Source organism: Streptomyces sp. JL2001 (assembly GCF_050917515.1).
Lineage (GTDB): Bacteria > Actinomycetota > Actinomycetes > Streptomycetales > Streptomycetaceae > Streptomyces.
Genome location: NZ_CP169421.1, coordinates 5,440,918 through 5,453,016, shown reverse-complemented (window position 1 = coordinate 5,453,016; position 12,099 = coordinate 5,440,918). Strand labels below are relative to the sequence as shown.

The 12,099-nt window shown below is 72.5% G+C and carries 11 protein-coding genes; 7 read left to right on the top strand and 4 right to left on the bottom strand.

The window, feature by feature from the left end; genetic code table 11:
- The first annotated feature begins 149 nt into the window (after positions 1–149).
- Entirely contained in the window at positions 150–557 is a 408-nt protein-coding gene (locus ACE1OA_RS24360; protein ID WP_356609103.1) for a DUF4259 domain-containing protein, read from the top strand.
- A gap of 193 nt (positions 558–750) precedes the next feature.
- Positions 751–1,377, top strand: coding sequence for a class I SAM-dependent methyltransferase (locus ACE1OA_RS24355; protein WP_386545388.1), 627 nt, complete (start codon positions 751–753; stop codon positions 1,375–1,377).
- Between the two features lie 1,125 nt (positions 1,378–2,502).
- On the opposite strand, the gene ACE1OA_RS24350 is transcribed toward ACE1OA_RS24355, so the two are convergent.
- Positions 2,503–4,359, bottom strand: a complete 1,857-nt coding sequence (locus ACE1OA_RS24350; RefSeq protein ID WP_432753377.1) for a hypothetical protein — start codon at positions 4,357–4,359, stop codon at positions 2,503–2,505.
- Positions 4,360–4,512: 153 nt separating this feature from the next.
- Here ACE1OA_RS24350 and ACE1OA_RS24345 point away from each other — a divergent pair, with 153 nt between their 5' ends.
- The 5 genes from ACE1OA_RS24345 (at position 4,513) to ACE1OA_RS24325 (ending at position 9,232) form a co-directional block, all read left to right on the top strand.
- Entirely contained in the window at positions 4,513–5,415 is a 903-nt protein-coding gene (locus ACE1OA_RS24345) for an N-acetylmuramoyl-L-alanine amidase (protein ID WP_386541647.1), read from the top strand.
- Positions 5,416–5,505: 90 nt separating this feature from the next.
- Positions 5,506–6,345 (top strand): DUF5336 domain-containing protein, encoded by an 840-nt coding sequence (locus ACE1OA_RS24340; RefSeq protein ID WP_386541645.1) that lies wholly within the window; start codon positions 5,506–5,508, stop codon positions 6,343–6,345.
- Between the two features lie 126 nt (positions 6,346–6,471).
- Positions 6,472–7,515, top strand: coding sequence for an LLM class F420-dependent oxidoreductase (locus ACE1OA_RS24335; RefSeq protein ID WP_386541643.1), 1,044 nt, complete (start codon positions 6,472–6,474; stop codon positions 7,513–7,515).
- Positions 7,516–7,741: 226 nt separating this feature from the next.
- A complete protein-coding gene (locus ACE1OA_RS24330; protein WP_386541641.1) occupies positions 7,742–8,602 on the top strand; it encodes a helix-turn-helix domain-containing protein in 861 nt (286 codons plus the stop codon).
- A 261-nt stretch (positions 8,603–8,863) separates the two neighbouring features.
- Complete coding sequence (locus ACE1OA_RS24325) at positions 8,864–9,232, top strand: hypothetical protein (RefSeq protein WP_386541640.1); 369 nt, start codon at positions 8,864–8,866, stop codon at positions 9,230–9,232.
- Between the two features lie 7 nt (positions 9,233–9,239).
- On the opposite strand, the gene ACE1OA_RS24320 is transcribed toward ACE1OA_RS24325, so the two are convergent.
- The 3 genes from ACE1OA_RS24320 to ACE1OA_RS24310 all read right to left on the bottom strand — a co-directional run bounded on the left by ACE1OA_RS24320 (position 9,240) and on the right by ACE1OA_RS24310 (position 12,095).
- Complete coding sequence (locus tag ACE1OA_RS24320) at positions 9,240–10,175, bottom strand: DUF2690 domain-containing protein (protein ID WP_386541638.1); 936 nt, start codon at positions 10,173–10,175, stop codon at positions 9,240–9,242.
- Between the two features lie 97 nt (positions 10,176–10,272).
- Positions 10,273–11,346 (bottom strand): prenyltransferase, encoded by a 1,074-nt coding sequence (locus ACE1OA_RS24315; protein ID WP_356598273.1) that lies wholly within the window; start codon positions 11,344–11,346, stop codon positions 10,273–10,275.
- Positions 11,343–12,095 carry a class I SAM-dependent methyltransferase gene (locus ACE1OA_RS24310; protein ID WP_356598275.1) on the bottom strand — a complete coding sequence of 251 codons (753 nt, stop codon included), beginning with the start codon at positions 12,093–12,095 and terminating at the stop codon, positions 11,343–11,345. Before ACE1OA_RS24310 ends, ACE1OA_RS24315 begins: the two co-directional genes overlap by 4 nt.
- Between the last annotated feature and the right edge of the window lie 4 nt (positions 12,096–12,099).

Below are 12,099 nucleotides of genomic sequence, written 5' to 3'. Positions count from 1 at the left end.
ATACACGCCGAATGCCGAACGTCGATCGCCGGCCGCAGGGCGAGGAGGTCGCCGGCTCCCGGCCACCGCCCGACTGTCAGAGGCAGCTGCCACGATCACGGTACGCACGTCAGACCGGCGGCGATCGAACGATCGGAAGTGAACGCATCATGGGCACCTGGGACATCGGCCCCTTCGACAACGACACCGCCGCCGACTTCTCGGGCGACCTCGACGACACACCCCCGGCCGAGCGCGCCGCGCTCATCCGGGCCACACTCGGCGAGGTGATCGAGACGGGCACGGACTACCTGGACAGCGACGTCGCGGTGCAGGCAGTCGCCGCGGCCGCACTCGTCGCCTCGCAGTGCCCGGGCGGGGACCCCGTCCCCGCCCCCTACGGCCCGGACGAAGCGCTGCCGGAACTGCCGGTGGAGCTGCGCCCGCTCGCGGTCGAGGCCCTGGACCGGGTCCTCACGGAACCCTCGGAACTCCTCGAACTGTGGGGCGAGACCGACGAGGCCGGACCGTGGAAGGCGACCCTCGTCCGACTGCGCGAGGTCCTGGCGCCGCTCTAGACCGGTGACGCCCCGCCCTCCGGACCGGGTGCGCGCAACGACGGCCGGGAGGGCGGCGGAGGCACGGGCCGGGGCCCGCCGGCGCCGTCGGCGCAGGTGGCGGCGGCCCCACCGCGACGGCGGGTGTGGTCCGCCCGCGGCGCGTAGGGCACCATGGGCGCTCGCACGTCTGTACCCGCCAGTAGGAGGACCGATGCCCGCTCCGGAGATTCTCTCCGCCTTCGAGGCCGCGAAGGGCTTCATGCCCGTGAAGGAAGGGCTCGCGCTGTACGAGGCCGCCGCCGAGGCGGCGAAGCTCGGGCTGCCGCTCCTCGAGGTCGGCACCTACTGCGGGCGCTCGACGATCCTGCTGGCCGACGTGGCCCGGGAGGCGGGGACGGTCGTACTGACCGTGGACCACCACCGGGGCAGCGAGGAGCAGCAGCCGGGGTGGGAGTACCACGACGAGACCGTCGTGGACCCGGAGGTCGGCCTGATGGACACCCTGCCGACGTTCCGCCGGACCCTGCACAAGGCGGGCCTGGAGGATCACGTGATCGCGGTGGTGGGACGTTCCCCGCAGGTCGCGAAGGTGTGGACCGGAGCGCTGGGCTTCGTCTTCATCGACGGCGGTCACACGGACGAGCACGCGACGGCGGACTACGAGGGCTGGGCGCCGAAGGTCGCGGCGGGCGGGATCCTCGTCATCCACGACGTCTTCCCGAACCCGGAGGACGGCGGCCAGGCCCCGTACCGGATCTACTGCCGGGCGCTGGAGTCGGGCGACTTCGAGGAGATCTCGGTGACGGACTCCCTGCGGGTCCTCCGCCGCAAGCCCTGAGGGGGGCGGGGGGCGGGGCGGGGCGCTTGGGGGGTGCGGGTCCTGGCTCTTGGGGCTGGCCGGTCTTGGGTGGCTTCTGGTGGTTGGCCGCCCTCTCTCCGAGTGTGGCAGCCGGGTCCGTGCCCTCAAGGGCGCTCCTTCGTCGCGTCGGCTTCGCCGATTTCGCTTCGCTCCACCCTTGACCGCCCGGCCCCGGCTGCCTTTTCACACTCGGAGGGCGGCCCGGGGGAGGGGCCAGGCGGGGGGTTCGGGGTGCCCCGGGCGCCGTAGGCGGCCGACAGCTTTTGGGGTGGCTTCCCGCAGCCATTGAATGGGGCAGTGGGCTTGGCTTAGCGGATGCCGCTCGTCTGTCGGCTGGGATTCATGCCCCGCTGGTCATTCCCGGTGGTGGGTGAATCCGAATCCGGAGCCGTCATCGCTGGCTCGGGTCAGGGGCATTGGTCGCGTGGGGCGGCGGTCGCGCGGATCCCATCCGCCCCACCAGCCCCATCGCCGACCCGGGATCGACTGCTCAATGACGCTACGGCGTACATTAAGCCCTCCGAGAGTCCGATATGCCCGTGAAGTTCCTTATCTCGTCTGGGTTACCGCAGGTAATGTACGCGCTAGCGTCATCCGGGAGTCCCACTGCCGGTGAAGGATCGACACCGGACCGGAGGGGGGCCGGCTTGAGGCGTCGACTTTTCCAAGGGCTCTCGGATCCGGCTTCACCCACCACCGGGAATGACCAGCGGGGCATGAATCCCAGCCAAGACACGACGGATTGCCGCTAAGCGCCGCCGCGTCACCCCATTCAATGGGTGCGGGAAGCCACCCCGAATGCCGATGGCCGCCTACGGCGCCCGGGGCACCCCGAACCCCCCGCCTGGCCCCTCCCCCGGGCCGCCCTCCGAGTGTGAAAAGGCGGGTGGAGGCGACGGGTCAAGGGTGGGCGCAGCCCATCGCGCAGCGACGCGACGAAGGAGCGCCCTTGAAGCGGCGCCGTAACCCGCCACACTCGGAGAGAGGGCGGCCAACCACCAGAAGCCACCGAGGCGCCCGGCCCCAAGAGCCAGGACCCGCACCCCCCCAAGCGCCCCCACCCCGACGCCCCCCTCCGCCCCCTCCCCCTACCGCCCCCGCCCCTCAGAACCCCAGGCCCGAGGTCACGTACAGGCAGTTCGTGTAGCTGTACCCCGACTCGATCTTCGTCGTGCTCGCCTTGTTCACCGCCATCGACGTGTTCGAGCTGTCCCGCTTCTGCAGGAAGTGGTAGTTGCCCGGCGGGAGCAGCAGGGTCGCCTTCGGGTACTTGGACGACGGGCCCGTGCACGCCTTCACCTTCTGCGTGTTCAGCGCGGCCAGGCTGCCGGGGTACGTCCTGCACGTCCCGCAGGACTTCAGCGTGACCCGTCCGGTGATCGGCCCCGTGTAGAGCAGTTCGACCTCCCCCGGCCCGTCGTTGGACACGACCATGACCATCCGGGACCCGCCGGGCGCCGTCGCCGGGGGCAGCTTGGCGCCGGCCGCCGGGGCCTCCTGGGCGATCTCCGCGGCGATGGCGATGTTCCGTGCCTGGGCGGCCCTCCGGCTGCCCGGGTACGTCGTGACGAACTCGGTCATCGACGTCCTGGCGTCCGTGTACTCCTTGTCCTTGAACTGCTTGACCCCGCAGTTGAAGTCGCCCTTCTCCACCGCCTCGCCGTTCTCCCTCGAGAGCGCGGTGTACGTGTCCCGGGGCAGCAGGTCGACGGTCGTGCCGACGCGCCGCAGTTCGGTCACCGTCTCGCACGGGTCGATGGAGGAGCCGTCGAGCGCGGCGGCGCGGGTGCGGATGCTGTCCTTGACCGCGGCCTCGACCTTGGTCGCGTGCGGCGACTGCGGGAAGGTCGTGAGCAGGGCGTTGAGCTGGTCTCCGGCCGTCCGCTCGGCGCCCGCCTTGCCGATGCTGCTGGTGCCGCACTCGTACCAGGACTGGGCCAGCGGTTCGTCTGCCTTGCCGATCAGGCCGGTGAGGAGCCCGCGGTCCACCTTCGTCGGCAGGTCGCGCAGGTGCTTGAGGGGTTCTACGGCCTCGCAGTACTTCTTCTGCTCGTACGGGACGGACACGCTGCGGTAGTAGGCGGCGAGCCGGTCGGGGACGAGCCGTCCGGCGCGGGAGCCGGCGTGCTTCGTGCCGAGCTCCTGGTACGTGGCCAGCGCCTTGCGGTAGTTCTCCGCGGCCCCGCCGAAGCTCTGTCCTTCGACGGCCTTCACGAGGGTGTCCGCCGCCGCCAGCCGGTCGAGGTACGACTGCTCCACGGCCTCGTCCCGTGCGGCTCCGTAGGCCACCGAGCCGCCGACCGGCACGAGCAGCAGGACGACCGCGAGCGGGAGCGCGAACCGCAGCCGGCTCGGTCTCCCGCTGCCCGCGTCCGCCGGGCCGGCGGGGCCCAGGACGAGCGGGGCGCGCAGTCCGCGCCGCGCCCCGTCGGCCGCGGCGGCCAGCAGGAACAGGCCGTAGCCGATGAGTGCGCCGGGGGGCACGCCGTCGACGTCGGCGGGCAGGGCGATCACGAGCAGGATCACGGTGGCGGCCCAGCACACGGCGGCGGACCGCCAGTGCTTGAGGAGCACGTAGCCGAGGCCGAGGCAGGAGAGGTTCAGCAGCCCGACCAGGACGGCCTGGGCGGGGTTCGATTCGAGCGGCACCGGCGGGCCGGGCAGGCCCGGCGTGGACGAGCCGATGACGGGCGGCTGCCCGGGTGGCGGCGGGATCGCTCCGCCGGCCGCCCACGGCGAGGCGGTCACGGTCGGCGCCCCGTGCCCGCCGCCGAACGCCCCGGCCCCCTCGCCCGCTCCGGCGCCGGACGTGCTCCCGGGTCCGTAGGCCCAGGGCGTCTCGGCGACGGTCCTGCCGTCGCCCCCGTCCGGGGTGCCCGGCCCCTCCGGTAAGGCGTCCGCGGCACCGGGTGCGCGGTCCTCCGGCTCCGGACGTGCCTCGTGCTGTTCTTCCCCCGCCACAGTGCCCCCCGTGGTCCGTGCGCGATGCCGCTCACCGGCGCACCCTCCCCATACCCGTCACAATCCCTCCACAGTCACGCAGCGCCGACGAACTATTCGATCGTGATCGGCGGGCCGCGCATCGCCTCCGGCGGCTCGCATTAGAGTCGCGGGGTGCCGTACGACCACCGGAAGTCCCTCGCCCCCACCCTCGCCCTGCTCGGATGCGCCCTCGGGTGTGTCGCGCTGGCGGGCTGCGGCAGGGCGGCCGACAACGCGTCGGGTGTGCCCGACGCCACATCGTCCTCTCCGGCGCCTCGCGCCTCTGCCGACCCGTCCGGCCCGGCGGAGGCGACCGGCACCACGGGGAGCACGGGCTCCGGAGACGACGCTCCCGGCCGGCTTCCCCTGGCCGGTCGCACGGTCGTCGTCGATCCCGGACACAACCCCGGCAATTTCCGGCATTCCAAGGAGATCAATCAGAAGGTCGACATCGGTACCGCACGCAAGGAGTGCGACACGACCGGCACGTCGACCAATGCCGGCTACACCGAAGCCGCGTTCACCCTGGACGTCTCGCATCGCCTGCGCGATCTCCTCAAGGGGCTGGGCGCGAAGGTCGTACTGACCCATGACGCCGACCGCCCCTTCGGCCCGTGCATCGACGAGCGGGCCCGGACCGGCAACGCCGCCCGGGCCGACGCCGTCGTGTCCGTGCACGCCGACGGCTCCGCGACAGGGAACCGTGGCTTCCATGTGATCCTGCCCGCACGGGTGGACTCCGGCGGCGCCGACACCGCGAAGATCGTCGGCCCGTCCCGTGCGCTCGGCGAGGACATCGCCACACACTTCGCGCGCGCGACGCACACATCACCCTCCAACTACATCGGTTCCGGTACGGGATTGGACGTCCGCGACGATCTCGGCGGGCTCAATCTCTCAACCGTCCCCAAGGTCTTCGTCGAATGCGGCAATATGCGTGATCCGAAGGACGCCGCACTGCTGACCGATGCGGCGTGGCGCCAGAAGGCGGCACAGGGGCTCGCGGACGGCATCAGGACCTACCTCGAGGGGTAGAACCGGCGAGCGATAGATTCGCTCCGTACGATGGGGCCGCCCCCGTGCTTCGCGCCACCCCGACGAGACGACCCGACGAAGGACTCTTACGTGAATATCCGCTCCCTCACTCGAGGCGATGGCGTGCTGATCGGTGCAGCGGTGGTGCTGTTCATCGCCTCGTTCCTCGGCACTTCGAGCTGTGAAGCAAGCGCGTCGATCTGCGACTCCATCGACATTCCCAACTCCTGGGAGATCTCGCCGCTGGGCTGGGGCTCGTTCTTCCTCGGCATCGCCGGTGCCGCGCTGGTCGTCGTCTCGCACGGCCTGCCGCAGCAGCGCAAGGTGGCCGGCCTGGAGCTCGGCCAGGTCGGTGCCGCGTTCGCCATCGCCTCCGCCTGGACGCTGCTCATGTGGGTCTTCGAGTCGGAGAACGCCGGCGCCGGCCTCATCCTCGGCCTGATCGCCGCTCTGGTCCTCGCGGGCGCGGCGGTCGCCAGCCCGCTGGTGCCGGCCCTGAAGGCCCCGCTGATGAGCGCTCCGTCGCCGCAGGCGCAGCAGCCGTACGGCGTGCAGCCGGGCCAGCCCGGCGTCCCGAACGGCTACGGCTACCCGGGCGCCCAGCAGCAGCCGTACCCGGGGCAGCCCGACCCGCAGCAGGGCCAGCCGCACGGTTCCCCCTTCGGTGCCCAGGGCCAGCAGCCGCCGGCCGCCGCCCAGGCCCCGCAGGCCCAGGCCCCGCAGGGTTCGGGGGACTTCTCGCCCTTCTGGTTCGCGGTCCCGGTCGCCCGTCCGCTGTACGGCGAGGACGGCTCGCCGTCGCCGATCGCCGAACTGGCCCCCGGTACCTGGTACCTGGCGGTCGAGCAGCGTGGTCCCGGCCTGATCGCCCAGACCCAGGACGGCCGGCGCGGTGTCCTGCAGGACACGACCGGCATCCAGCGCGGCTGACCGGACACATCGGCAGCAGTACCGCCCGACGGCCCCGCCCCCGGAATCCCTTCCGGGGGCGGGGCCGTTGTCGTACAGTCCCCCCATCCATGAACTGACGACCCGTCAGAAAGGTTGGTGGGGTCCATGCGTCTCGGACTCGCCCTCGGCTACTGGGGACGCGGCCCCTCCCCCGACCACCTCGCGCTCGCCCGGGAGGCCGAGGGACTCGGCTACGACTCCGTGTGGACGGCCGAGGCCTGGGGGTCCGACGCGTTCACCGCGCTGACCTGGATCGCCGCGCACACCAGCCGGATCCGGCTCGGCACCGCCGTCGCGCAGATGGCGGCCCGGACCCCGACCGCCACGGCCATGCACGCCCTCACCCTCGACCATCTCTCCGGCGGGCGGATGATGCTCGGTCTGGGGCTCTCCGGACCGCAGGTCGTCGAGGGCTGGTACGGCCGCCCCTTCCCGCGCAGCCCGCTCACCGCGACCCGCGAGTACGTGGACGTCGTCCGCCAGGTGCTGCGCCGCGAGGAGCCGGTGGCGCTGGACGGGCGCTTCCACTCCCACCCCTACGCGGGGGCGGACGGCACCGGCCTGGGGAAGGCGCTCAAGTCGATCACCCACCCGCTCCGGGCGGACCTGCCCGTCCTGCTCGGCGCCGAGGGGCCGAAGAACATCGCCCAGACCCTCACCCTCGCGGACGGCTGGCTGCCGCTCTACTGGTCGCCGACCCGGTACGCGCAGGTGTACGACCTGCCTGCGGCGCTGCCCGAGGGCTTCCTGGTCGCTCCCCTGGTCCGCGCCCGGGTCTGCGACGACCTCGCCGAGGGGCTGCTGCCGGTCAAGGCGATGCTCGGCTTCTACATCGGCGGCATGGGACACGCGGCCCGCAACTTCCACGCCGACCTGATGGGGCGGATGGGGTACGAGGCCGAGGCCCGGCGCATCCAGGAGCTGTTCGCGGCCGGGCGGCGCGAGGAGGCCGTGCTCGCCGTGCCCGACGCCTTCGCTGACGAGATCTCGCTCGTCGGACCGGAGGAGAGGATCGCCGAACGGCTTGAGCTCTGGCGCAAGGGCCCGGTCACCGACCTGCTGGTGACGGCGCCGGACCCGGCGACCCTACGGGTCCTCGCGGAGCTGAACGGCCGGGGTTCCCGGGAGGCGTCCGGAGAACCGGGCTAGGGACCCGGTCGCCGACCTCGGCGCCCGCGAGTCCGGCCTCGCCGGGCTCCACCCGTCGTCCGCATGTCCCTCGTTCGCGGCATCACGGCAGGTCAGGGCCGTGGGACGTCCCGCTCCATCCCTGGGACGGCGCCGTCTCTGGCCCTCCCCGACCGGGTGATCCGAGAGTGATCGGGACGGTCCGGGACGGTCCGGGACGGTTCCGGACCCTGGGGGGACTTCGTTCATGGTGAGGCGCCGTGTCTGTGAGGCGGGCGGGAGATGCCAGTGGTTCTACGCGCGGCCGGACGCGCGGCTCCGGCCGGGCATCGGGGTGTACAGGGGCTTCCGGTCGACGGCCGGTCTGGCTCAGGAGCGGCTGGTGGTGCCGAGCGGCCGGGTGTCGCTGCTCATCGGGTTCGGCAGCGAGATGCGGATCGGTCGGGCGGGAGTCCGGCGGGAGTCCGGGGACCGTGCCCCGGTGCACACGTCGGTGGTGTCGGGGTTGCACACCCGTGCGCGGGTACTGGGTCATCAGGGAGACCTGCACGGGGTGGAGCTGACCCTCGCGCCCTGGGCGGCGTACCGGCTGTTCGGCACCCCCCTGGGCGAGCTCGCGGACACGGTGACGGATCCGGCCGACGTGCTGGGCCGCCGGGCCCGGGATCTCGCCGGCGCGCTGGAGGCCGCTCCCGACTGGCACGGCCGGTTCGCCGTGCTCGACGAGACGCTGCTGCGCTGGGCGGCCGAGGCCGCGCCGTCCCGCGGGCCGTCGCCGGCGGTGCTGGGGGCCTGGCAGCTGCTGAACCGGACGTCGGGGGCCGTGCCGATGACGGAGCTGGCGGCTCGGACGGGGTGGAGCCTGCGCCATCTGGAGAATCGATTCCGCGAGCAGATCGGGCTGCCGCCGAAGCGCCTGGCCCGCATCCTGCGGCTCAACCGGGCGATCCGGCTGCTGACGGCGGGGAGCTCCGCCGTCGACGCCGCGCTCGGCTGCGGTTTCTGCGACCAGTCCCACCTCAGCCGCGAGTTCAGGGCGATGACGGGCATGCCGCCGGGCCGGTTCCTGGCGGCGCGTGCCGCGGCGAGTCCCTGGCTGGCCGGCTGACCGGGGTCGGGGACGGGCGGGCCGACGGGCCGGCCGGCCGAACCGGCGGGCGCGGGAGGCCCGTGGGACCCGGGCCCGACGGGACGTCGCCCGCTGTTCGTTTTTGTCCAAGACCCGGCAGCGGGAGGGTTGGCAGTCTTCCGTCCCGAACGACCCGACGACACGGGGGTGCGTCGGGTTGTCCGTCTTCCTCGCGTGCCGCGTGCCGGCCCGGTGCTTCCTCCGGGCCGGCTTCCACGCCCGTCCCCTCCAGGTGAGTCCATGAAGAACCGGAACAACCGGAAGAACCGCTCGAAGTCCGCGTCCGTCGCCCTCGCCGGACTGCTGGCCGCGACGTGCCTGAGCGGCGCCACCGCGAGCCCCGCCGCCGCGGCCTCGTGCCCCTGGCCCTACGTCTGCTTCCAGGACGGCAACGGCGCCATCCTGACCATGTACAAGGACACGGGCTGGCAGACCACCAGCGCCAAGACGCGTACCGCGCGCTGGGTCACCAACGCGCGGAACGAGGACTGCGCCTGGCTGAAGTTCTCCAGCGGCTTCATCGACCAGCTGCGTCCGGGGCAGAGCTTCGGCCTGGGCTCCGGCGTCGTCGCGATCGACATCACGTACGGCTGCCCCACGTCCGTCTGAGCCCGGGTCAGTGCTCCTGGCTGGGCACGAAGTAGCCGGTGCAGCTCTGCTTGCCCTTGGGCAGTGAGGCGCAGACCCAGGTCGAGCCCGACTCCGGCGCCGCGATCAGGGGCGTGTAGACGTCCCGGTCGTAGTGCACGACGTCGGCCGCGGCGGCGCCGTCCGAGTTGTTGACGACGACGGTGGCGCCGACCTCGGCGAAGGTGATGCGGCCCCAGGCCGCCTGGCAGGCCTTGCTGTACCGCAGCTCCATCACCAGGTCCTTGGGGATGGAGCCGGTGCGTACGGTGACGGCGTCGGCACCGCAGTTCATCTTCTTCGGGTCCTTGCCCTCGCACCCGGTCCCCTCGCAGCCCGTCGCGGGGCCGGCGATCTTGACGGTGGGCCGGGCGGCCGGCTCCTCGCCGCCGGTGCCGACGCCGGCGTAGGCGTAGGCGGCGGCAGCGCCCGCCACCAGGGCCAGACCGACGACGGCCGAGATCCACAGCCCGCGGCGTCCGCGCCGCGCCGGGGCGGCCTCGGCACCGGCCTCGGGGGCGGCATCCACGCCCGCGACGGCCGGCTGCGGCACGGCGTCGGCGGCAGCGCCCGCCTCCGCCGCACCGGCGCCCGTGCCGGACTCCGGGAGTTCGGACTCCCGCCCGGTGGCGAGTGCCCGCTCCCCGTCGGCCCGGTCCCAGACGTCGAGGAGCCGCGCCGGCGGCGTCTCGCACAGCCGGGCCAGGCTCTCGACCGCGTCACGCGGCGGGAACTGCTTGCCGTTCACCCATCGCTCCCACGACGACTTCGCGTAGTGGGTCTTCTGGCTGAGCTGGGCGAAGCTCAGTCCCGACGCCTTCTTCAGGGCGAGCAGTTCGCTCGCCAGCTCCTCGGCCGCAGCTCCGGATCTACCGCTGACAGTCCCCGCACCGTCCACTTGGTCCTGCTCTCCCGCATCTGTCACGCATGTTCATGCCAGCCATGAACGCGGACATCGTAGAACCGGGGAGAGGACCACTTTGCCGTGGCTTTACCGTTTGGGGAACACTGTTCCCAAATGGTCAACAGCAGTCGGGATCGAGCCCCTTCGGCAGCCGTTCGCCGCCGAACACCGCCACCGTCGCCTCGTCGCCGCCGAGTGCCGCGACGGCGAGCAGCAGCGATCCGGCGGTCCAGGTGGTGAGCTCCTCGGGCCACACGGCCGTGTCGCCCTCGAAGACGTATCCCGTCCAGTACATGCCGCCCTCGGCCCGCAGGTGCTGGATGGACTGGAGGATCTCCAGGGCCCGGTCCGACTCCCCCGTCGCCCAGAGGGCGAGGGCGAGTTCGCAGCTCTCGCCGCCCGTCACCCAGGGGTTGGGCAGCACGCAGCGGACGCCGAGTCCGGGCACCACGAAGTCGTCCCAGTGCGCGTCGATGCGGGCCTTCGCCGCCGGCCCGGTGAGCGCGCCGCCGAGGACCGGGTAGTACCAGTCCATGGAGTAGCGGGACTTGTCGAGGAAGCGCTCGGGGTGACGGCGGATCGCGTGTCCGAGGGCGCCGGCCGCGAGCTCCCAGTCGGGCTGCGGTTCCTCGCGCGTCTCGGCGATGGCGAGGGCGCAGCGCAGTGCCTGGTGGATGGACGAACTGCCGGTCAGCAGTGCGTCGTCGACCGGTGTCCCGTCGGCCTCGCGCTTCCAGCCGATCTCGCCGCCCGGCTGCTGGAGCGCCAGCACGAACTCGACGGCCGCGTAGACGACGGGCCACATCCGGTCGAGGAAGGCGTCGTCGCCGGTCGCCAGGTAGTGGTGCCAGACGCCGACGGCGACGTAGGCCACGAAGTTGCTCTCGCGACTGTGGTCGGTGACCCGGTCGTGCTCGCCGTCGTGGTACGCCGCGTACCAGGAGCCGTCGCCGTTCTGGTGCCGGGCCAGCCAGTCGTACGCCCGGGCCGCGGCGGCGTGTTCGCCGGCCGCGTCGAGGGCCATCGCGGCCTCGGTGTGGTCCCAGGGGTCGAGGTGGTGGCCGCGGAACCAGGGTATGGCGCCGTCAGCGCGCTGGCCGGCGAGGATGCCGGCGACGGTCTCGGCGGCCTGCTCGGCGGTCAGGACACCGGGCAGGAGCAGGTGTTCCGCGATCCGCTCGGGACTCGTCACGCGCCGGCCCCGGCGGCGTCGGAGCCGGTGGAGGGCAGGTGGGGCTTGGTCGCGTAGACCACGAAGCTCTTGCCGACCACCGGGTTGAGCAGCTGCTCGGCGACCCGGGTCACGGCGGGCTTCTTCATGATGTCCCAGACCAGGAGCTTGTGGTACGCCCGGACCGGCAGCGCCTTGTCGTTGTCCACGCCGAAGGCGCACTTGAGCCACCAGTAGGGGGCGTGCAGCGCGTGGGCGTGGTGGCTGCCGTACGGCCGCAGGCCGGCCTGGCGGATCTTGCCGAGGAGCTCGTCGGCCTTGTAGATGCGGATGTGGCCGCCCTCGACCTCGTGGTACTCGTCGGAGAGCGCCCAGCAGACCTTCTCGGGTCCGTAGCGCGGGACGGTGATCGCGATCCGGCCACCGGGGCGGAGCACCCGGACCATCTCGGCGAGGACGCCCTTGTCGTCCGGGATGTGCTCCATGACCTCGGAGATGATCACGACGTCGAAGGAGTCGTCGGGGAAGGGCAGGTTGAGCGCGTCGCCCTCCATGGCGGTCGCGGTGGCGCCCGCCGGGGCCTCGCCGGCCTCCTTCATCGCCGCGAACCACTTGGCGACCTCGCGGATCTCCTCGCCGTTCTGGTCGAGGGCCACGACCTGGGCGCCGCGCCGGTAGCACTCGAAGGCGTGCCGGCCCGCACCGCAGCCCAGGTCGAGCACGCGGTCGCCGGGGGCGAGCGGGAAGCGGGTGAAGTCGACGGTCAGCACGAGG

Bases quoted from the DNA above. Each gene is read 5' to 3' on its own strand.
- ACE1OA_RS24355 (WP_386545388.1), top strand. From the start codon at position 751: ATGCCCGCTCCGGAGATTCTCTCCGCCTTCGAGGCCGCGAAGGGCTTC.
- ACE1OA_RS24330 (WP_386541641.1), top strand. From the start codon at position 7,742: ATGGTGAGGCGCCGTGTCTGTGAGGCGGGCGGGAGATGCCAGTGGTTC.
- ACE1OA_RS24360 (WP_356609103.1), top strand. From the start codon at position 150: ATGGGCACCTGGGACATCGGCCCCTTCGACAACGACACCGCCGCCGAC.
- ACE1OA_RS24335 (WP_386541643.1), top strand. From the start codon at position 6,472: ATGCGTCTCGGACTCGCCCTCGGCTACTGGGGACGCGGCCCCTCCCCC.
- ACE1OA_RS24325 (WP_386541640.1), top strand. From the start codon at position 8,864: ATGAAGAACCGGAACAACCGGAAGAACCGCTCGAAGTCCGCGTCCGTC.